This is a genomic window from Clostridium sp. CM028, from assembly GCF_030585565.1.
Lineage (GTDB): Bacteria > Bacillota > Clostridia > Clostridiales > Clostridiaceae > Clostridium_AD > Clostridium_AD estertheticum_B.
Window position 1 is genome coordinate 1,925,304 of record NZ_CP077766.1, and the last position, 22,818, is coordinate 1,948,121.

The 22,818-nt window shown below is 31.2% G+C and carries 19 protein-coding genes; 2 read left to right on the forward strand and 17 right to left on the reverse strand.

The features are described 5' to 3' along the window. Nucleotides 1-193 precede the first annotated feature (193 nt). The 5 genes from KTC94_RS09050 to KTC94_RS09070 all read right to left on the reverse strand — a co-directional run bounded on the left by KTC94_RS09050 (nucleotide 194) and on the right by KTC94_RS09070 (nucleotide 5,142). Nucleotides 194-1,291 (reverse strand): cell wall metabolism sensor histidine kinase WalK, encoded by a 1,098-nt coding sequence (locus KTC94_RS09050; protein ID WP_258280583.1) that lies wholly within the window; start codon nucleotides 1,289-1,291, stop codon nucleotides 194-196. Next, nucleotides 1,281-1,976 carry a response regulator transcription factor gene (locus KTC94_RS09055; protein ID WP_216302269.1) on the reverse strand — a complete coding sequence of 232 codons (696 nt, stop codon included), beginning with the start codon at nucleotides 1,974-1,976 and terminating at the stop codon, nucleotides 1,281-1,283. Before KTC94_RS09055 ends, KTC94_RS09050 begins: the two co-directional genes overlap by 11 nt. A gap of 74 nt (nucleotides 1,977-2,050) precedes the next feature. Continuing rightward, the gene (locus KTC94_RS09060; RefSeq protein ID WP_258280584.1) at nucleotides 2,051-2,413 is read right to left on the reverse strand and encodes a hypothetical protein; all 363 of its coding nucleotides are present in this window, start codon (nucleotides 2,411-2,413) and stop codon (nucleotides 2,051-2,053) included. A gap of 2 nt (nucleotides 2,414-2,415) precedes the next feature. Next, the gene (locus KTC94_RS09065; protein WP_258280585.1) at nucleotides 2,416-3,993 is read right to left on the reverse strand and encodes a serine hydrolase; all 1,578 of its coding nucleotides are present in this window, start codon (nucleotides 3,991-3,993) and stop codon (nucleotides 2,416-2,418) included. A 348-nt stretch (nucleotides 3,994-4,341) separates the two neighbouring features. Next, nucleotides 4,342-5,142 (reverse strand): EFR1 family ferrodoxin, encoded by an 801-nt coding sequence (locus tag KTC94_RS09070; protein ID WP_220287705.1) that lies wholly within the window; start codon nucleotides 5,140-5,142, stop codon nucleotides 4,342-4,344. A 158-nt stretch (nucleotides 5,143-5,300) separates the two neighbouring features. On the opposite strand from KTC94_RS09070, the gene KTC94_RS09075 reads away from it, so the two are divergent. Further along, entirely contained in the window at nucleotides 5,301-5,879 is a 579-nt protein-coding gene (locus KTC94_RS09075) for a TetR/AcrR family transcriptional regulator (protein ID WP_220287707.1), read from the forward strand. A 238-nt stretch (nucleotides 5,880-6,117) separates the two neighbouring features. Here the strand turns inward: KTC94_RS09075 and KTC94_RS09080 are convergent, their stop codons facing one another. From KTC94_RS09080 to KTC94_RS09130, 11 genes are all read right to left on the reverse strand, one after another. Beyond that, nucleotides 6,118-7,059: a tRNA-dihydrouridine synthase gene (locus KTC94_RS09080; protein ID WP_220320395.1), complete on the reverse strand. Its 942-nt coding sequence runs from the start codon at nucleotides 7,057-7,059 to the stop codon at nucleotides 6,118-6,120. A 163-nt stretch (nucleotides 7,060-7,222) separates the two neighbouring features. Further along, on the reverse strand, nucleotides 7,223-7,990 hold the full coding sequence (locus KTC94_RS09085; RefSeq protein WP_220287712.1) for an ABC transporter ATP-binding protein: 768 nt from the start codon (nucleotides 7,988-7,990) through the stop codon (nucleotides 7,223-7,225). A gap of 81 nt (nucleotides 7,991-8,071) precedes the next feature. After that, nucleotides 8,072-10,426, reverse strand: coding sequence for an FtsX-like permease family protein (locus KTC94_RS09090; RefSeq protein WP_220320394.1), 2,355 nt, complete (start codon nucleotides 10,424-10,426; stop codon nucleotides 8,072-8,074). A gap of 18 nt (nucleotides 10,427-10,444) precedes the next feature. Next, the gene (locus KTC94_RS09095; protein WP_220287716.1) at nucleotides 10,445-11,794 is read right to left on the reverse strand and encodes an MFS transporter; all 1,350 of its coding nucleotides are present in this window, start codon (nucleotides 11,792-11,794) and stop codon (nucleotides 10,445-10,447) included. Continuing rightward, nucleotides 11,787-12,434 carry a TetR/AcrR family transcriptional regulator gene (locus KTC94_RS09100; protein WP_220287718.1) on the reverse strand — a complete coding sequence of 216 codons (648 nt, stop codon included), beginning with the start codon at nucleotides 12,432-12,434 and terminating at the stop codon, nucleotides 11,787-11,789. Before KTC94_RS09100 ends, KTC94_RS09095 begins: the two co-directional genes overlap by 8 nt. A gap of 497 nt (nucleotides 12,435-12,931) precedes the next feature. Further along, a complete protein-coding gene (locus KTC94_RS09105; protein WP_216302271.1) occupies nucleotides 12,932-13,801 on the reverse strand; it encodes a DUF1002 domain-containing protein in 870 nt (289 codons plus the stop codon). Between the two features lie 252 nt (nucleotides 13,802-14,053). Next, nucleotides 14,054-15,025 (reverse strand): alpha/beta fold hydrolase, encoded by a 972-nt coding sequence (locus tag KTC94_RS09110; RefSeq protein ID WP_216302272.1) that lies wholly within the window; start codon nucleotides 15,023-15,025, stop codon nucleotides 14,054-14,056. Further along, the gene (locus KTC94_RS09115) at nucleotides 15,018-16,940 is read right to left on the reverse strand and encodes an FtsX-like permease family protein (protein WP_220287720.1); all 1,923 of its coding nucleotides are present in this window, start codon (nucleotides 16,938-16,940) and stop codon (nucleotides 15,018-15,020) included. Before KTC94_RS09115 ends, KTC94_RS09110 begins: the two co-directional genes overlap by 8 nt. Beyond that, the gene (locus tag KTC94_RS09120; RefSeq protein WP_220320393.1) at nucleotides 16,927-17,691 is read right to left on the reverse strand and encodes an ABC transporter ATP-binding protein; all 765 of its coding nucleotides are present in this window, start codon (nucleotides 17,689-17,691) and stop codon (nucleotides 16,927-16,929) included. Before KTC94_RS09120 ends, KTC94_RS09115 begins: the two co-directional genes overlap by 14 nt. A 72-nt stretch (nucleotides 17,692-17,763) precedes the next feature. After that, entirely contained in the window at nucleotides 17,764-18,771 is a 1,008-nt protein-coding gene (locus tag KTC94_RS09125; protein WP_220320392.1) for an ATP-binding protein, read from the reverse strand. A gap of 105 nt (nucleotides 18,772-18,876) precedes the next feature. Continuing rightward, nucleotides 18,877-19,560 (reverse strand): response regulator transcription factor, encoded by a 684-nt coding sequence (locus KTC94_RS09130; protein WP_220320391.1) that lies wholly within the window; start codon nucleotides 19,558-19,560, stop codon nucleotides 18,877-18,879. A 435-nt stretch (nucleotides 19,561-19,995) separates the two neighbouring features. Here KTC94_RS09130 and KTC94_RS09135 point away from each other — a divergent pair, with 435 nt between their 5' ends. Then, nucleotides 19,996-21,051, forward strand: coding sequence for a 3D domain-containing protein (locus KTC94_RS09135; RefSeq protein WP_216302277.1), 1,056 nt, complete (start codon nucleotides 19,996-19,998; stop codon nucleotides 21,049-21,051). A gap of 262 nt (nucleotides 21,052-21,313) precedes the next feature. On the opposite strand, the gene KTC94_RS09140 is transcribed toward KTC94_RS09135, so the two are convergent. Next, a complete protein-coding gene (locus KTC94_RS09140; protein ID WP_220320390.1) occupies nucleotides 21,314-22,780 on the reverse strand; it encodes a glycoside hydrolase family 1 protein in 1,467 nt (488 codons plus the stop codon). Between the last annotated feature and the right edge of the window lie 38 nt (nucleotides 22,781-22,818).

A 22,818-nucleotide genomic window follows, 5' to 3' on the forward strand; every position in this document is an offset into this window, starting at 1 on the left:
CATTAAATTACAATACTTTATTATTAATAAAGTTAATGGAGATAAACCTAACATAGAGACTAACCATATTAAAATTATGCATTTAATTCTATTGTTTAATCCTTTAAATTTAAGGCATAACTTCTTATAAAAAAATAATATATAGTAAAACAAGAACTAGGTTAAAAAAGGTATTAGTTACTATTTTCTGTTCCTATTGATCAAGTGGTAATTTTGTTTTAAATTCTGTTTTTTCCTTAGAGCTTGCAACCTCTATATTACCATTATGTAATTCTACTATTGTCTTTACAATTGCAAGCCCAAGTCCAGTTCCATCTTTTTTATTACAAGATCTTTGTACCCTATATAACCTTTGGAATAAATTCTTCAAATTCTCTTCTTCTATTATATCTCCATAATTTACAAAGCTAACTACAGCCATATTATTTTCTTTCCCTATATTTATATCTAAATATTTCCCCTTACTACCATACTTAATTGCATTAGATATTATATTTTCAAAGGCTCTAACTAATAAAATAGCATCTCCATCTATTATTAAACCTGCATCTTTTGAAGATATTCTATATTCCATACCACTATTTTCAAAAGCCGGTATAAAACCAATGGTAACTTGTTCTATTAATTGGTGTAAATATATATTAGATTTATTTAAATTTACATCTCCATTACATATCTTTGTAAACTCAAAAAGTTGTTCCACTGAACTCTTTAATTCCTTTGATTTACTTAATGAAACTTCGCAATAATGATGCAACTCATTATCATTTTTATAATTTTTCTTTTCAATCAACTGTAAAAATCCAATAACAGAAGTAAGCGGAGTCCTTAAATCATGAGATAAATTTGTAATCAGGTTATTCTTCTGCTTTTCCCACTGTCTTTCTTTTTTCATTAGTTCTTTTATGCTATATGCCATTTTATTAACATCTGAAGCTAATGTTCCCAGCTCATCCTTTGTTCTGATAGGTATATTTATATCTATATTTCCATTAGCTACTATCTTTAAATTTTGTGATATTTCTTCTATATAATCAGTGATTTTATTCATTTTTTTGATAAATATTAAGCACATCAGCACTATAAAAATCACAAACACTCCTATACTAATCCCCAGCATAACTGAACTATTTGTATTATAATCATTAATAAATTTCATATAGAGACTTTGGCAAAAAATATGTAGCCACATAATTACTAAAAAAACTCCTACTAATGTTGATATTATAGACATTATCGTAGCTGTAAAAAAATTTAGGAGTATATTATATTTAATACTGTTATTCTTCAATTTTATATCCCACTCCCCACACCGTTTCTACTATTTTAGGTTCCTTGGGATTATCCTCTATCTTTTCTCTTAATCTCCATATATGAACCATAACAGTATTATTTCCTTCAAAATATTTTTCTTTCCAAATTTCTTTAAAGATATCCTCAGCATTAAATACTTTCCCACCGTTACTTGCCAATAGCAACAATATCTCATATTCTTTTGGAGTTAATTTTAACTCTGTACCAAATAAATTAACTTTATGATTTCTTTTGTTTATAGTAATCCCTTTTATTTCAATAATATCTTCATCGTCAAACGGTTTGTGATTTTCATTAAGATATACATATCTTCTTATTTGAGCTTTCACTCTAGCAATAAGTTCCATTGGGTTAAATGGCTTTACCATATAATCATCTGCCCCTGTAGATAATCCTTGTATTTTGTCAATGTCTTGACCCTTTGCACTAACCATTATAATTGGAATATTATACTCTTTTCTAATCTTCATACAAACCTGCAACCCATCTATTCCTGGCATCATTATGTCCAAAATCACAAGATGAATCTTTTCTTCATTAATTATATCAAGTGCATCTACCCCATTTGTAGCTTTAAACACCTTATACCCATCATTTAGTAGGTATACTTCCATAAGTTCAATTATTTCTACTTCATCATCTACAATCAGTACATTAAACATAGCGCTTATTTCTCCCATCAAATACCTGTTTTTAATAAAATTGTACCATATTTCAAAATAATTGATGTTTCAGGTTATATTTTAAATCCTAAAAAATCAAAGTAATATATGAACCATATGAAAATAAAATTAACTATAGTTATGATTGTAAAATAAATTTTTTCTGCTTTTCTTCCTCTCTTTTTAACCCAATTATATATTAAAATAATTAATCCACAAATACTTAAAGCCGTTGATACTATTAGAAATCCTAAAAAAGTATAAAGTAACCATGCAAAGGTAAAATCATTAGTACTAATCATAGTCATTGCCATTATAGTTGCACCAAGCATTCCAACTACATTAAACGCACTAATAACTAAGTTTGCTGTTCTAATTAATTTTATGCCCCTACAACTTTTGCACCCTGTTTGTTTAAACCTCCTTTTTATAAACAAAACTATTGCTCAATTATATTAATAACGAACATAATCATAGCTATAGCAAATATAGCTATATTAAAATTTACTTCATCAAAAAAACTTATCTTTTCAAATGAATTATGGCTTACATCATTAAATGCATAAGTTACTTTACCACTGTCATTTATCTTAAATGCAAAATCTCCTCGTCCATCTTCCCTTGCAAATACTCCATCTTCCTTTTCAACAAGAGTTGTAGTGATTTTCTGTTTAGCAAGAGTATACTCCTTAAGAGTTAATGTACCGTCTTTATTAGCTATAATTCTCATATTCATAGAAGGGTCAAATAAAAAACCGATCTTCATAATGTTACTTTTTGATATCCCATCATAGTTTCTATATGTTCCTTCATATTTACTAAAATTTTTAATTGAATTTTTCTTTATTTCATTAAACTTATTATTGGTGGTAGGATAAAATTTATTTAAAAACTCTTCTTCAAAGTTAAATGGAAGTGAATTTACTGAATTGGTTGCAATATATAACCCTAAACCTTCCTTTGGCATTAAAAATAATGTAGTAGTACTACCTGATGGTAATGCACCCTCATGTTTTAATATTTCTTGTCCATTTCTATTGCTTCTTATAAATCCATAGCCCATTCCAGGTAAGCTGCTGTCATTTGAAAATTGCTTATCCTTCATTATTGTTGATGTTTTTTCATTTAAAATTTTCTTTCCTTGAAACTCTCCATTATTTAAGTGAGCTATCATAAAATTTTCCATATCTTTAACTGTTGCATTTATCCCTGAAGATCCGGAAGTATATTGATAAGCTAAAGGACTTTCATTATAGTCTCCGCCTATTCCTCCGTACCCATAACCCTTAGCTGTATTATTATTTTTTAATCTAACTAAGCTATTATTCATTTTTAATGGCTCTAATATATTTTTCTTTACATATTCTTCATAAGTAATACCAGATACCTTTTCTACAATATATCCTAGAAGGTTATACCCCTCGTTACAATATCTACTAACAGTGTTAGGCTCCCTTACCACCTTAGGAATATGGGTATCCATATAATATTCCTGTGATTGTATGGATTTTTCATCTAAAGTAGTGCCATTAAGTTCACTAGCTTCGTCAACTCCACTAGAATGAGTTAATAAATTACCGCAAGTCACTGGTTCCTTATAATTATTAATAACCTTGTAATGATTTATATACTCATTAATATTTTTTTTCAAATCTATTTTGCCTTCTTCATACAGTTGCATAATAGCTGTTGCAGTGAATAATTTACTCACTGATGCTGCTGGAAAAGTAGTCTTATCAGGATCTTCTGATATTTTCTTATCTATATCACTGTACCCATACCCTTTTTTAAATACTTCTTTTCCATCCTTTACAACAGCTATAGCTGCTCCTGCAATTGAATGCTTCTCCATATTCTTCTTGAAAAAATCATCTGTGAATCGCTGTAAATTTTGACTGTTATTCACCTCTAAATGTTTCTTCTCTATTTCCTTTCCAAAACTATTACTATGTAACCCTGAGCTTATCAACATAGTACTTAATAATATTATCATAATTTTTTTTGCTTTCATCTTCATAAATTCCAACTCCTTAATTATTCTATAGTTAGATTTTATATTAAAATAAATTTTTAATTTTAACGATTTTCTTACGAAAAACTAAAGTTTATATATAAAAATATAAAACCGTACACTATTTCAGTGCACACTTTTGTTAATTAATGGAGTATTACAGACTACTATGTTTATGTTTTAAATTAAGGCATAAAAAAATCCTGAGCATCTCTGTTCAGGATTTATGGGAGCGAAGCACAACCTTTAAAATCCACTACATATTTCTATTAAAAACAACCCTATATTTCACTAATATTTTTTACATATAAAAATTATCCAGTTGCTCTTTTCGCCCCATCTCTCTTCATAAATCTACTCCTTTATTTCCTTAACTTTATTTAGCATAAGGTCTTCTGCTTTTATTTCCGGGTGCGAATAACGCTTTCTATTGTTATTCTTATTGGAGTATTCAATAGCTCTCACTGGACACCATTGAATACAAGCCATACATTGTTCGCAGTTATTATTCCAAGTAGGAATATCATTTAACATTGTAATATTACCCATAGGACAAATGCTCTTACATATCTTACAATGTGTACAATTATTATTTACTTTAAATTCGCCATCTCTACTTTTCAGAGCTGCTAATCTTTCTAATGAATTTTTATTAAATAATTTAGCTAATATATTTGCTTTTATTATTGCTGTTCTTTCCCTTTTATCTATTATTGAAATAATCTTTACTATTTTTTTACCTTCTCCTTTGTATAGAAACTTACAAAGAAAATTTGGAAATCCACCATATTCCACAATCCAATTTCCAGGCATTCTTATTTTAAATTCAGCAGCTAGTTTTCCACCATTTTTATCTACTATCTCCCTAAGTTGTTGCAATGCCATCCCTCTAGAACCTGCAAAAGAAGCTACTCCAAAAACATATTGATTAGATTGGAACTTAAGTTTATTTAAAATTTCCTTCATTACATTTGGCATGTACAATTCATACACCGGAAATACAAACCCAATTCTTTCATAACTGCTATCTATTTCTATAGAGTTATTTAAAGCTAAAATATGCACAACCTCAGTATCCTTTAAATATTTACCAATATGCTTTGCTATAGCTAAACTATTTCCCGTTCCACTAAAGTAGTATATTACATTTTTCAATACATCCACCTCACTTAAAGTTTTGAAATACATATGTACATATTTCAAATTAACTATAACATTTAATTATTCCCAATTCAATAGTTTTGAAATTTCAATCTTATATTTCAAAACTGTTATGATATAATTGAATAAAAACTTACGTATTGGAGGTCCAAATGAATAAATATGAGATTAGAACAAATAAAAAAAAGTTATCAATAGTAAATGCTGCTAATGGGTTGTTTAAAGAAAAAGGATTTGTAAATGTAAATATCAAAGAAATCGCTTCCCAAGCCAATGTATCACAAGTTTCAATCTATAATTATTTTGGGAATAAAGATGCCTTAGTCGCTGAATGTGTTAATTCTCTTATGGGAGATGTATTAGAGGCCGCAAGAAAATTGCTTTATACCGATATGAACTTTAAAGAAAAAATACTTAAGGCTCTTTCTTTATGTTCTAATTACATAAGTAAATCTTTAAGTGAATATTTTACCCTGGAGGCTCTAAATGATAAAGTTCTAATTAAGCTTATTACAGAGAGTGTAAACAAAAATAAGTTTGAATTATTTAGGGATTATATTGAAGTAGGTAAAGATGATGGAACCATAGATAAGACAATTCCAACTGATACAATTATGAGATTTATAGAGATAATATCAATTGCCGAAAGTAATGTTAATTATAGTAAGGTTTCCGATAAATATATTCAAGATATGCAAACCCTAATGTTTTATGGAATAATAGGAAATTAAATACATAAGACTTTTTTTTAGATAACCTATAAAAATATAATATTTTCTTTCTGTGCTTCACTGATTTAACAGAACTTGCTGGCTTGCAATATTCTTTTTCTGGTAGATTAGCAATAAGAATGATTGAGATCTTATATCGTATTCATGATGAGTACGCTAAAAATGCACACCCCTAAGTTCAAAATCCGTAGCGGTGTGCATTTATTCCATTCTAACCTATAATTTAATGACTTTCAGCTCAATTTTCTAAAACATCCTGTTCTCTGAACAAGCTTGAAACAGCCTCATCGTAATCATATAATCTTTCTGATTTCTTAATCTTTTTTGCATACTTTACATTATCAGAAAACGCCGGAATCATATAAAACCATAATTCTTTCATTTTAAACAAGACATTCCTCTCTCCAAAGAGTATTCTTTTATAATCTTCATAAATTTTATCATGAAAGTCTTTCAGCAATTTTTTTTCAAGTTTAATATTATTTGTAATGTAGCTGTTCAGTCCAGGATTGGCTAATAATCCCCTGCCAAACATTAAAGTATCTACATTAGGGAAATCAGCTGAAAACTCCTTGTAATCTTTGATTGTAAAAATGTCACCATTATAGCAAACAGGATTTTTACTTAAATTCAAGGCTTCCTTAAAGATTTTCAGATTAGGCTTATTTTTATAAAAATCTTTTTGAATCCTTGGATGAATAATAAGCTCTTCTATAGGGTACTTGTTAAATATTTCAATTAAATCATAAAATTCTTTAGGTCGGTCTTTTCCTATCCTGGTTTTTAGTGAGATTTTTGTTATCGATTGAGAGAAAATTTCGTCTAAAAACACATCAAGTTCTTCTTTTTTTGAAAGAAATCCAGATCCTCTATTTTTTGAAACTACAGTTCTAGAGGGACATCCTAAATTTAAATTGATCTCATTATATCCTAACATCTTTATCTTCTTTGAAGTATGAATAAAATCTTTTGCATTATTGGTTAGTAATTGTGGAATCAAAACTAGTCCTTGGTTGTTTTCAGGCAAAATATCATTTAATTCCCGAGTTTTAAAACTTTCGCTTTGATTTGCAACAATAAAAGGTGAAAAGTATTTATCTATATTATTAAAAAAAGTGTTATGGGCATTTCTATAAATGTACCCAGTCAACCCTTCCATAGGTGCGAAATAAAAATTCATATATCAATAGCTCCTTTATTCAAATAGTTATCTTTCTTCTTTATCAGGAACTTTCTTTATGAATTATCTTAAGTCTTTCCTTACATACATTCTTAAGAACTTTTCATTTCGAACTTACCTAATAAATTTTCTATACGAACTTTATGTGAATGCCAATGAAAAATTAGAATCCATTTTCCACTAACCATTTCATAATGCTTTCTTCCCTTTCCTTAATATCGTCATGCTGCGTATCGTATTTACGCATTTTCTTCTGTGCAACTATATTTCCATCTACCATATACAATATTCTTTCGGTTTTTGCTGCCACCTTTACATCATGCGTAACGAGCATTATGGTTGTTCCTTTTTTATTTATCCCTGCAAGAATTGACATAATCTCTGCTGCCGAATTGGAATCTAATGCTCCGGTCGGTTCGTCTCCAAATATGATATCCGGATCATTTATAAGCGCTCTACAGATGCCGGCTCTCTGCAGCTGTCCACCAGATGCCTGGATGATATTATTATCTGCAAGCTTTTCAATTCCTGTCATTTTAAGTAGCTTTTTTGCTTTTTGATTTACCATATTTTTATCCGCATCTTTTGATACAAAGGCAGGAAACATAACATTGTCAATCACTGACAGATTCTTTAAAAGATTAATATCCTGAAAGATAAATCCCATGTTATTAAGCCTAATCTTCGCCAGTTCTTCTTCTTTTAGTCCAACCATTTCACTGCCTTTAAATTTCACACTGCCAGAAGTAATTCTATCCATACCGCTTACATTATATAGCAGTGTTGACTTCCCACTTCCAGATGGCCCCATGACCGTAACGAATTCACCTTTTTCTATCGCAAAGTTTACATCCTTTAAGATATGAAGCTCATTGTCTTTCCATAACTCTACTTTTTTGTTCATACTTCTAGCTTCCAATATATTGCTCATATATATTCCTCCAATGTAAAATATTCAAATCAAAGTCTATATCCACAGTGACATCCCGGAATGCCTTATTTTTCAGCAGTTCTAACTTCTTAAAGTTACAGATAAATCATCTTCTACTGTTACCGTGCAACACACAGATATAGTAACTCCAACTACTAAAATCAACGCTAACGGACATAGCAGTAAGGTCTGCCATGCAACATTAACAAATTGAATTCTTGCAGCCCCCATTGGCGACATTGCCAAACTTACAAGAAACTCCCCTAAATAATCAGAAGCCAGCACTCCAAGTATGATTCCCAATATCAGTACCATCAAAGTTCCTGCCATATATTTATGTTTAACATTTTTAGAAGTTAATCCCACACACCGCATGATTGCAATCTGGGACATATCCTTTGACAATAACATCTTAATGAATAATGCAGTTATAAGTATAACAATTATTACTGCAATTGCGATTGAGCCTATAACAATTATGCTCATCTGATCAATGATATTTCCAAGAGTCTGCCCAGTATATTCTTTGATATCATTTACCTGCGCAGAATCATAGGTATTCTGATAGTAGTTCATTTTCTTTCTAATATCAACACCTTTAGCCACATCCATGTTCACAATATACCAAAGAACGGCATCTTCATTTAAACCAAGACTGGTATCCGCTTTCGATGTTTTACCACCATTTGTAATATCTTGATAAATACCACATATTTTCATAGTCTTCTCTGCCTCGAAAGCCTTTACTACTATTTCATCTCCCACTTTCTTGTTTAATCCGTCTTTTGACGCATTTGCATAGGAAACTGAGATTTCCCCTTCACCCTTCGTTGCTCTCCCTTCCACATAATTTAATGGAAATACAGAAAAATCTCCGGTTTCAATATTAATATAGTCCCAGGAACCTTTCGCATTTTTGACCTGGTATGAACATGTTATGTAGGCCGCATACTTTTCAATATCCGAATCATTCTTCAACTCTTCCTGCAGCTTTTTAAAATCTTCTGTAATCGTATCTGTCTTTCGAAGATCGATTCTCATGTCGCATTTTCCTATTCCCATGTATGTGGAAAATGACCGTGAGTTCATGGTGTTATACATATTTAACGGAAGAATTACAATAACCGTACATACAGCAAAAATAAAAATCAGTAACCTGTATAATTTGAAACGCTTCCATACATCCCTAATTCCCATGTAAACATTGGTGCGCAGGAATTTGTTGCTAAGCAGTGGAAAACTGTATTTCCGGTTCTTTCCACGTTCCATGATGTCTAAACGCAATGCCTCCACCGCAGAAATCTTATCTATTTTTTTCAGCACTTTCTTGCAGTACATCACAATTATAGAATATACAAATAATGGAACTGTAAGAGATAGTACATATTTTAAGTTTCCTGATAAATCCGAAGATATATAAAGTCTCATTTTACCGTTAAACAGATTTACCACTACAAAGGAAAGCAGATAGCCTATTATACCGGCTACTACTGACATAACCCTGTATTTGATAAGATATACCTTCTTTATATCCTTTTTAGATATTCCCATCGCTTTCATAACACCAATTTCTCTTAAATCTTCATCAATAGTTGCCAGAAAGGTAAGTCTGATACAGCAGGTCGCTATAATAATCAGCAGAATACTGATAAGTATAATTACCATCGCAACTGCCGCATCTGACATAGCATTAAACACCATAAATATCTTTCCGACCACTGTCGGACCGTTTGCCGGAAGACCTGCAACCATATATGCAGTCAAAGCAGCCTGCGAATCCCCGTTTTCATTCAGTTTAAATTCAATAAGATATTCCACTTCCCCTGCCTGCTTTTCAATCATTTCATCATAGTCCGCCTGATTAATAACAAACCGCTTCGAAGACGTAAGGGAAGAGTTCATCTCATAATCTCTTGCATAATTTGAAATGACAAACTCTTTCAGGTATCCTTCACTTTTCACCGTAATCGGATCACCTATTTTCAAGTCATGTTTTTCCATGAAGTAGATGGGAACCGCCACTTCACCTGCCTTTACCTCCAGCTTTTCATTATCCAGATCCAATATAAAATCAAATTTCTTATTCTGTACAACAAATGAAATATCCTGTACCGTTCCAGCCATCGTTTTATTTTTGCCAAAATGGATATTCCCTCCATCAAAATCCAGAAGAACCATCGTCTCCTGCTTCGCTATATTCTCACGCTGCTCTTTCGTAAATTTATCGATTTCTGCCTGATCATATTTTCCGGAATGCATCTGAGTAATGTCAGCTGGGACTGCACGTTCCTGCAACTGGGACATCGACTGAATCAGATTTGCAATGATATTTGTTGCACTAGCTCCTAAAATAACTGCCATGGTTATAAACACAGATACTGTCACAGTTATGATTTTCTTCCTGCTGAAATCATTCTTTACAATTTTAAAAAACATTATTTTTTCTCCTTCTGACTATATATCTTTGCTTCGAAAGCTCTCATCATTAAATGATTGTTCTGCCTCCAAACTACCTTCTGCTTCTTTCTTGGAATCCATTCCACGGATAGTCTTTGATTTAGATACAATCAGTGCCGTAATTACAAGGCCTATTCCGGCAAGGATTAGTAAGAATCCGATTCCTCTTGTTTCACCAGTTCCTATGACTTTTCCAACAGTATCCGCCAGCACACCGCCTTCTACCAGTGCTGGATTAAATACATAATCTGCAAGAACACCTGCCAAAATATAAGCAATTACATATCCCAGCTGTGAAATCAAAGAAATAAGTCCCCATGCCCTACCCTGCTTATCATTATCAATGGATTTTCTTATGAGAACATCAATACTTGCAGTCGCATATGGTAGCGAAGCAAAGAATAAAAATCCAGAAATAATAATGACGGTCATGCTTGTCGTTGCACCAAATCCTGCCATAGTAATACCACTCGCAATAAAGCTTGCCACCATGACATTTACATATTTGCTCTTTAATATTCCACTACCAATCATGATACTGGACACCATCATACCGCAGGCAACTACTGTCTGCAGAATTCCAGTTGTTTTCTCACTGGCAAAGGATAGGATCATTGGTTTTGACAGGACCTGAATAAATCCCATATAAAACATTAAGACGGAAACAAGTATAATTAATAGCATGACTCCCTTAGCCTGGATAATAATCTGCCATCCTTCTTTTAAGTCCTTGAAAAAACTCATTTCTTTCTTAACCTGTGACTTTACCGCAAGAGATTTTCTTACGGTAAAGATTGCAACAACCGTTACAACAGAAGTCAGAATATCAATGGTAAGTATCACTTCCATACCGGAAGCTGCCAGAATTAAACCGCCAATAATCGGTGAAATCAAAAACTTGGAAGAGGATGCAATTGACACCATTCCACTTGCTTTTGCATAGTCATCCTCTGTCAGTAAATCCGTAATTGTTGCTTTATATGCCGGATCGAGCAATGCTACAAATGCTGAACTAAATCCCACACAAAGGCAGATTTGCCACACCTGAATATGCCCTTTGTTCATAAGCCCCAGCATAACAATCAGCCCAAACGCTGATACAATATCTCCCAGTATCATGAGCAGTCTTCTATCAAATCGGTCTGCAAGAACCCCCGCAGCCGGACTTAATAGAATCATCGGCAGAAGCGCCGCCATTTCCACCATTGAGACATCCACCGCTGAATGTGTCAGCTGCCACACATACACTCCAAGACCAAAGGCCGTCATTCCAGTACCGATATTAGATATCAGTTCCCCCAGCCAGATAATCAGAAATTTTCCGAAGGATTTTCCCGAATTATTCATTGCTGCCTCCATCTCCGCTACCAAACATCTGCATAACGTACATAAGACTTCCACTTTCGGCACCGAGCAGCCTTTCTACATTGAAAACAAACGCCTGTATGCGTGAAGCGCGCTCCGCGCTTGTCATTTTAACCATATCATCATCAAAAACGGTATTTGTATATGACATAACCATTTCCACGCATTCATACGGGAACGGCGTGCTGAACAGTCCCTGCTCAATGCCCTCGCAGATTATTCCCGTCAGTATCGGCGTAACACCGTTTAATATTACCTTTTGTATTTTCTGATGCATAAGCGCGTTCTGTGGCTTGTGAATGTGCTCCATAATTTCCTTGCCGCTTCCGCCACTTATGTTCAGTGCCATTACAACGCGCATAATGCGCTTGTTTACGGGCATGCTCTTGTCTGCGGCAATTTTCTGCGCCGCGCCTAAAATACGGACGTTATATCGCTCAATCAGCACGTCCATAATGCCCTCCTTCGACTTGAAGTGGTAATATAGTGTTCCCCGCGCAATTCCGACCTTTTCGATAATATCGTTTGTGCTTGTGCCGTCAAAGCCCTTCTGACAGAAAAGCTCATCCGCCGCGTCAAGTATTTCTTTCCTGCGTTCTTCAGCTTCTTTTACTATCCTCATTTGTACATCTCCTTACAACAGACTGACTGTCTGTCTATTAATAATATAATGTCATATTTGTTTTAAGTTGTCAAGAGAGCGTGCTAAATTTCCTTAAAAACCGTCTGCGAAGCACGGTGTCCATCAGGTCTATAGGTCTGTCAGTATCCTCCCCTCTTTTCAGCGATGTCAGCTTACGTAAATTCAAGATATTCTACGGTAGGGGTTTATTTTAGTATGCATTTATTTTAATTTACCCCAAAAACTTATGGTCAAATCATAAGTTTCGCCTTATATTTTCACCAAAAAACAACGAAAACCCCTGAATTCAAGGGTTTTCCTTTGTATCAAAATTGTTGTTTATGTATGGTGGAGGCGAAGCCTGATGGGTGTAATCCACTATATAAAGGTGCCTTCCTTAAATACAGAAGACATCTCTAATAACCAGTGAACCCCTGTTACCACTTTTCAAGTCTACCTTTTTATTATTAAACTTATACCTCCCACACTCATCTCATTTATGATTTTAAACTATCTGATACTCCCTTAAAGAAATTTCCAATAGAATCACATACACTTGAGAACCAACTTTTAGCCTTATCACTCTCTAATGTATTTTTCATTGTACTAGCTACACCCTCAAGCTGTCCTTTTACTTTGCTGTAATCCAAGTTTAATTTATTTACATTTTTCATTAATCCAACAATACCACTTACATCATCTTTAGACAGATTGTAATTGTAATTATTTGTTACATTATTTACTATTTTTGTTATACCTGCCTCATTCTTAGGTTTATCTTTTATAACTTCACTCTTTACTTCATTGATTAATCCCGCTGCTTTATCTTGTCCAATTTTTTCACCTAGTTTGCCTGTAACTGCGACCTCTTCATTAGCTGTTTTCTTTGTACTTTCATCTAATTTCTTACCGTCTTTACTATTTTCAAATCCCTTTAATATGCCAGTCATAGCTGCCGTACCGGATACAGTGAATGGTGCAGAAACTTTAACATTAGCATTCTCAATTCCTGCTGTAATTAGGGCATTCTTTATCATACTAGCATTTACCCAAGTTACATTATTTGTATTGACTACTAAACCACCAGTAGTTGTTGGCTCAATATAAGAACATGATATCGCCTTATTACCTAATTGAGCTCTAGATACTGTATCTCCCAGATATTTCTTCTCTTCACTAGCTGTAACTTCAACAACACTCGCACTATTCCTATCTACATCAAAATACTTTAGCATGTTTTCTTTCTGTTGATTCGTCAAATCATCCCCTATAGTAACACTCTTATATGAATCAGCATATACATTTTTTATAGGTGTTACAAACAAACTTACTGTTAACATTACACCTAAGACTAATTTCTTATTCATTTGACAAGACCTCCATATTCCACATTATTTAACTGTTGTGACTTAGATATATTATAACCTAAACTATACTAATTTGGTAAATGGATTTTTTTCCATTGAATTGTATGAACTATAGGTCCCTTTAATACTTGGAAATTTCTTCAACATATACTCCTTCATCACTTCTAATATTGGTTGGAGAATTAAATTTAATAATTTATAGTTCTATTGGTCCCTTTAAAATCCACTACTCCGCCTTTCTTTTTAATAATATTAATTATCATATTTGCCTAAAAACCCTCGAGTTTCTTTCCCAATTTCTTTTGATTTCGTATAGAAAATATAATGTCTTCCTTCTAGATCAGAATAACTAAATTTATTATACTCCTTAAATTCATCTAAATTTTTATTCATTATATTTGTATATTTATCATTAGGTATATCTTTCATAGATCTAATTGCAATAAATTTAAGTATTGGCAACTCCTTTGACATTTTAGTTTTATTCACTGTTCCACAATTCTTTAATATCATATTAATTTCATTTTTTATAGTTTTGTTAAATGTATTTTGAACTCCCATTTTTACTAAATCATTTTTATCCTCTTCTGAAAAACAAGCTTCATCTTTGTAAATATTATTATAATATATCCTATCAATACCTAAAAAATTTCCTACAGTAGCTTCCATATATAGCTTTTTACCCATGGGTAAATCAATTTTATCCGCTTCTTCTAGACATGCCTTAACTAATGTTGTATCCATCATAACTATTGCTTCAACTTCTTTTGGATAAACTTCTGCATAATACTGAGCATATATCCCTGATATAGAGTGAGGCATAAGTATATATGGTCCATCTATATTGGCCTCTTTCAATGCCGTTCTGGTTTCAGCAACAATATTTTCTACGCTACGTTCCTTTGAAGTTTCTTCACTAAATCCATAACCAAAAGGTTCTACAACCACTACTTTAAAGTCTTTTTTAAACTCTTTAATTAAAGGTTTAAAATCAATTGAAGGTGCAATACTTCCTAAACCTGGCATTAAAACAATTGTTTTCTTTCCTTCACCCTCAGAATATACGTGCATTTTTTTACCATCAACCTCAACTAATGTACCTAAAGGATTAACATCGTCTTTTTCTAGATATTTTCGAACTTGACCTACTATAGATATAATTATTAATAACGCTAATATGACAATAAGAATGTTTTTTAATATCTTTAGTATCTTTTTAATCATTATTATCGCCTTCCTCATAGACCATCTTCACATAATCATTACTTATGAAAAAATAGAATAAAATCATTGTTATTGAATATAAGCATAGCGCAATTATTAACTGAGTATTAAACGAAAAATTCATTATTTGTTCTAACATCTTAATTGCAATAATACTATGCAGTATTCCTACACTACCAGGTAAAATAAATGAAATTCCAACTTGTACATGCACAGATTTCTTTACTTCCGCTTTACTCATGCCTATTTTCTTCAGTGTTTTGTACTGCTCTTTATCCATGAAGGCATCCTTTAATATTTTAAAATAAATTGTACTAAAGGTTGAAAGTATAAATATTATAGACATTATTAGCCCTAAAAAATGAAATATTTCTATTGCATAATAATCCCATGTGTATTCGTTAATATGTGGATATACCTTCTCCTTTGGCATAACTTCCCTTATATTGGATATTAATTGATCTGCCTCTTTCTCTTTACTTATTTGAACGCAATTTAAAGATGTTTCATTAAAGCCTTCCTTAACCTTTTCATATTCATCATCTTCTAAAATATATATATTTTTTGTTCCTAATTTGTCTATAATCCCAGTAAAGGGTGCATCTTCTTGTTTTTTAATTACATACTCTCTATTTTTTATTTTAATTTCTTCTTTCAGAACATTTAATGGAGATGCTAATGTTGTTGCACTTATTATAAAAACAGCCTCGCATCCCTTAGGCTTAATGTTATCTGTTACTTTATAATTTAGAAACTCTAAGTTCTTTTTTAATGTTGAATAGCTTATTATTATTGCTTCATTTTTATAATCTACTTTTCTATGATAGTTTATATAATCAATCTTTCCTAAAATAAATTTATTTTCATTAATTCCAATTAACTCGTGATTAGATTCATTAATTATTCCCACTACTTTTTCTTTTGATTTTTCATCATTACTTTCATAGCTAAAACTATATGGAGATTGCTTAATAGCTTCTTTTTGTGCAACTTTCTCAAAGGATAAGCTTACTCCAAAGGCTGTTATAGCTGCTGCACATAACATTGCTGTCATAGCTAGATTACGATAATTCCCCTTTAGTCTAAAGTACATATTAGAAATACTTACTAACATAACATTCTTATATACCATGGTTTTATTTTTTATCATCTTATTAAAGACTATGGACATGAAACTTCCAAAGAAAAAGTATGTACCTATTGAAACACATAATAGCGCTGTCATAGATGAAAACAGCAAATCTAGCTCCCATCTTTTAATCATAACGCCAACTAAGTAACCAGCTAAAATTAATAGAACCCCTAAGATACCCTTAAAATATCTTAACTTTGGTAGTTCTTCTTTTTCCTTTGTAGCATTAATCATATCTATGAGTTTACTTTTCTTTACTACTCTATATTTTTTATAACCTAATATTGCAAAAATACATGAGAATACTAAGATTACTATAAAGACAGCATTTAATGAAATTTTGAAAGGTATTTCTACATTTAAAAATATGGATTTTGCGAGTAGCATAAAAAATAGTTTAGATAAGATTACTCCAAATATAAGTCCACTACATATAGATGTAGCTCCAAGTAATAAACTTTCTATTGCAAATACTTGTCCAATTTTTGATTGGGTAATTCCCATTAACATATATAAGGCAGTCTCCTTTTGCCTATTTAACAAGAAAAATTTATCTGCATTAAATATAAAATATACTACTGTACATACTAAAATAAATCCACATGAAAGACTTGCTACACTTGCTGCCTGAAATCTTTCACTAATTTCGATAAATGCCTCATTGTCTCCTATTGCTAAAAAGTTATAGAAAGTTGCAACAGATACAATTGTAATAAGTAAATAAAGTTTATATACCTTTATGTTATCCTTAAAAAGCATCAATGATAGTTTAAATGAGTTCATCACTAACTCCTCCCATCATAGCTATCATATTAAGAATCTTTTTAAACATCTCACTTTTATCTCCATTGCTATCTAATTCACCACTTATACTTCCATCCTTCAAAAACATCACTCTATCTGAATAGCTTGAAGCCCTAGGATCATGAGTTACCATTATAATCGTAGTATTACAACTTTTATTTATATTTACGAAGCATTCAAGAACTTCTATAGCTGATTTAGAATCTATTGCACCCGTTGGTTCATCTGCAAAAATCACCTTTGGAGATGTAATTAATGCTCTACAAATTGCTGCTCTTTGCTTTTGGCCCCCTGATAATTGATAAGGATATTTATCCAGATGCTTTTCTATGCCTAAGAGCTTTGTTATTTTATTAATCTTTTCTAATATTATCTCTACCTTTTCATTGTTTAGTGTTAATGGCAATGCAATATTATCTCTTATTGTCATATTATCTAACAAATTAAAGTCTTGAAAAACAAAACCTATTACGTCTCTCCTAAACCTAGCTAATTCATTTTCTTTTAGACTGTTAACATCTTTACCATCAATTAAAACCTCTCCTGAAGTTGCTTTGTCTATCGTTGAAATGACATTTAAAAAGGTAGTTTTTCCTGAACCTGAAGGTCCCATTATACTAATAAATTCACCTTCATTAATTTCTAAATCTACTTCCTTTAATACTTTATGTTTATTAGTTAACCTTCCATATTCTTTAATTAACTTTGATACCGCTACAATTTTATTCATATTATCACCTCGTATCTATAGTATAATTTATATCTGATTACTCCTCCACCTATCAAGGTTACAAATCAGGTTCTAATGTGACATTGGTGTAACATTGTAGTAATCTGCTAACTTGTAAAAACTTAGAATAAATTCAGTGTACTCTGCCTCTTCACTTTCTACCTTCAAATCTATATTTAAATTATTACACATTTTTTTTGCATAATATAAACCAATACCAGTTGATTTAGTTCTTGTCCTTCCATTTTTCCCAGTGAATCCTTTATTAAATATTCTTTTTATATCTTCTCTAGGAATACCAATTCCCTTATCTTTAATATGTAAATAATAAGCCTCGCTATCCTCTTTATTGAAAATATGTAGTTGTCCATTTTCATTAGTATACTTACTACTATTATTAATAATTTGAGAAAGGATATAGTGAATCCATTTTCTATCACTTATTATGTTAAACCCTTCAACCTCTAATATTATTTCAATATTTTTGTTTATGAAAAATCCTGCATTCTCTTTTATTGCCCTTCTAATTTCATCTCCTACTGCTACTTGCTCACTTTTTACATCTAAATTATAATTATTTGCCCTTGTAACATATAGCACTTGATTTACACTAAACTCCATTTGTTTCATTTCAAATATTACCTTTTGCGACTCATCCTCTTCCAAGTCTTCTAATAATAGGTAAGTAACAGCAATATTAATTTTAATATCATGAACCCATTTTGTAATATAATCCTCAAAATCATTTATATTGTTTTTTAAACTTTCTTCCTTTTTTAGATGTTCTAGACTTTGTTTTTTTAAAATATTTGAAAATACATTTAAATGAAAATCAGTTGTTTTATTATCTAATTCATTATTACACTTTAAAATATTACTGTACTTATTTTTTTCTTTTATAAATCCACAAGTAAAAGCTATAAATACTGTTAATAAAATAAGTATGTCCATGTACATAATATCTTGAAAACTCTTATTTATAGTACTACTGCTATATAATATACAATTAATTATTATAAAAATTATTGTATTGCTTATTAACCATATTTTATTAATCTTCATATAATCAATTATCTTCATCTATCATTTCCCCCTTTTTATCCTTCATATAAATAACTATATCTTTCTTGTATCTTAAGAAAAAGCCAACCATCTAGAATTTTCATCCAAACAGTTGACTTAATATCATAATATTATATATCCAATGCCTTTTTGTGTTATTATTAAATCTTTTATTCCAATTTGCTCTATGCGGTTTCTTAATCTATTAATATTAACAGTTAAAGTATTCTCATTAACATATATATCATCATCCCAAAGCTTTTTCATTAGTTTACTTCTAGAAACTCCTTTTCCCTTATTCTCTATGAGAGAATGCAAAATGATTATTTCATTTTTTGTAAGTTCTAAGGAATTTCCATTATATAAAAGAGTTGTGTTGTCTAAATTTAATAATAAATCATCACATTTTAATACTCTTGTTTCTTCATTTTTATACTCATATGTCCTTCTTATAATAGCTTGTAGTTTTGCAATTAACACATTTGAATCAAAAGGTTTTTGAATATAATCATCTCCACCACTATTAATTGCCATTACTATATCCATATTACTATCCCTTGAAGATACAAATATGATTGGTGTTTTAGATATTTCTCTTATATTTTTACACCAATAAAAGCCATCACAAATTGGAAGGTTAATATCCATAAGAACCACCTTAGGTTCACATTCTTTAAAGCACTCTATTATTTTTTCAAAATCTTCACATACGGTTACTTCAAATCCCCATTTACTTAGAATATTACTTAACACTTCACACATGTTTTTATCATCTTCAATTATCAATAATTTATATGTATTATTCATTTCAACGCCCTAACCCATCCTAATTTATTCCTTTGTCTATTATACAATTTTGTTCTTGAGCTATTGTTATTATACCATCTTTTCTCTCAAAAACAAAAGATAGTTATCTTCTTGAAATATAGAAGCCACGACAACTATATTATTGGAATAAATAAATCATATAAGTAAAAAGTTTGCATAAAGATTAGAAATAATTGTATAATAAATTGTAGGAATAGTTTGTGCTAATTGTGTTTGTGTAATTTTCTATATTGATAACCATATAGAATGGTGTCAATTTTATATATATTATTGTCTAACATAGCCTAAAATTTAAAAGAGGGATTAATTAGCCTTTTTTTAAACCATATTCACTTTGCAACATAATTCTTTACAACATTATAATATAATAAAAAATATTATTAATATTTATAGCTATTTTAAGGAGGTTCATGAATGATAAAAAAAATAATATCTGTTGTTATGATGCTAACAATAACTATCAATGTCAATACTTTTGCTGCGCCAAGTACTAATGAAACATCTGAATTAGAACAAGTTCAAAGCAGCAAAAAAGCTTTACAGATAAAAGCAAATAATTTTGACATTGAAATTGATAAAGTATTAAATAAAATCGACATTAACAAAGCTAAAATGAATGACATCGCTCAAGATATAAGAAAAACACAAACTAAATTAGAAATTGTAGAAAAAAACGCTATCGATCAAGAAGCCTTGTTTGAAAAAAGAGCAAGAGCTATGTATATAAATGGTTCAGATGGTTACCTTAAAGTAATTTTAGATTCAACTAGTTTTAGTGATGTTATATCAAGGATAGATACACTTGAAAGGATAATAAAGCATGATAGAAAACTCATTGATGAAATAAAAAAACAAAGAAATTCTATAATAAAACATAAAGCCACTTTAAATAATGAAAATGATAAATTATCAGTGCTAAAAACAAATAATGAAATTATTCTAACAAAATTAAGTAAAGACATAAAAGAACACAAGGTGCTTATTAGCAACGTAACTAAAAAAGAAACTAAATTAATCGCTGACAAAAATGCAAAAGAATTAGCTGATGCGAGAATAAAAGAATTAGCCGCTGCAAAAATAATAAAAAAGCAAGCAGCAACAAATTCCATTACTATATCTAGACACTTAGATTCTGCTAAAAGTGCACCCTCTAAATCTGATGCTATCCCTAGTGATGCATCAAAATCAAATAACTACTTCATTATAGAATCGACCGCATATTCAACGGATGGTTTTACAGCATCAGGTTCTAGGACAAGCAGAAATCCAAATGGATACAGCACTATAGCTGTGGACCCTACAGTTATACCAACGGGCTCTAAGGTTTATATAGAAGGCTACGGATATGCTATTGCATCAGATACTGGTTCCGCTATTAAAGGTAATATCATCGATGTATTTTTTAATACAGAAGCTGAAGCACTTAATTGGGGCCGAAGAAATGTAAACATCCGTATAATAAATGACTAATAAAGAGGGTGTAAATTGTTTTAATTGAGCCTATTAGAGTTACTTCCAGTTTAGTTTTCCCCTCCTTTAAGTCACTCATCTTTTCTTTAAATTCATCATCGGCAAAACCTCGGGTAATTGCATTTATTAATCATAAACTGATTAACATATCTCATAATGCTTTCACCTCATCCGTTACTAAAATTGCTTTGCATATTTATAACTTATAAAAAAGCAGAGCAATCCTTATTAATCATAAGAATTCCCCCACCATAACTTAATATTAATCTAAATCTTTTCCATTAGTTGCAATCACTTTTTTATACCATTCAAAAGATTTCTTTTTCCTTCTTTCATAACTTCCATTACCAAGGTCATCAGCATCGACATATATAAATCCGTATCTCTTAGTCATTTGACATGTTGACATACTTACCATATCAATACATCCCCATGGCGTATATCCCATAACCTCAACTCCAACTTCAATGGCATCTGCAATGGCTTGAATATGCTCTCTAAAATATTTGATTCTATAGTCATCAATAATTGTTCCATCTTCCTCAATCTTATCTATACATCCAATACCATTTTCTACGATGAATAATGGTTTACGATATCTGTCATATAGCTCTACTAAAGAAATATGAAGTCCAGTAGGATCAACTTGCCAGTCCCATTGTGTTGTTTCAAGATATGGATTTTTAACACCGCTAGTTAGATTCCCACTTACCTTTTCTCTTTGATCTTCATCTTTACTTACAACCTTGCTCATATAATAGCTAAATGATACAAAATCTGATGGATAGCATTTAATTATTTCTTCATCCCCTGGGGCAAATTCTACATTAATATTATTTTGTTCCCAGTAATTTTTCACATGTTTTGGATACTCTCCTAATACTTGTACATCTGAGTAGAAATAATTCTTTCTATTCTCCTCTAAGGCTAGTAACATATTTTTGGGATGACAATTTTCTGGGTAAGTTAATGTTCTTGTTAACATACATCCCATCTGTGCCTCTGGCATTATTTCATGTAAATATTTAGTTGCCAATGCACTAGCTACAAATTGATTATGAACTGACTGATAAATAACTTCTTCTAGTTTATCTTCAGGATATCTGTCAGCTACAATCCCAACTGTAGTAAATGGATGACGAAACACACTATCTATTTCATTAAAAGTTAACCAATATTTTATTAAACCTTTATAGCGATTAAATACTGTTTTACAAAAATGAATAAAGAAGTCAATCACAGGTCTTTGATACCAGCCATCATAGTGGTTACATAAATATAGTGGCATTTCATAGTGATGAAGTGTTACTAAAGGTTCAATGCCTCTTTTCTTCATTTCAATAAACATTTCCTCATAATGTTTAAGTCCCTTTTCATTTGGTTCTTCTTCAATACCATTTGGATAAATTCTAGCCCATTGAATTGATACACGAAGAACTTTAAATCCCATTTCCTGAAATAAATCTAGATCTTCTTTGTACCTATGATAAAAATCTATTCCATGACGTTTCCCATATTTCGAAACATCTGTACTTTTCATAGCTTCTGCTATGTCATCACTAGTAATCCCATGTTGTGCCTTGTAATCCTTGGGATCAACATTTGCCTTATAGGTACTGCAATCAGCTACAGATAATCCTTTACCATCTACATCCCAAGCACCTTCGCATTGATTTGCCGCAGTGGCTCCTCCCCATAAAAATCCTTTCGAAAACTTGTTTTTTTTCATATTATTTCCTCCTCATAGATAACACCTTTGTGTCCTTA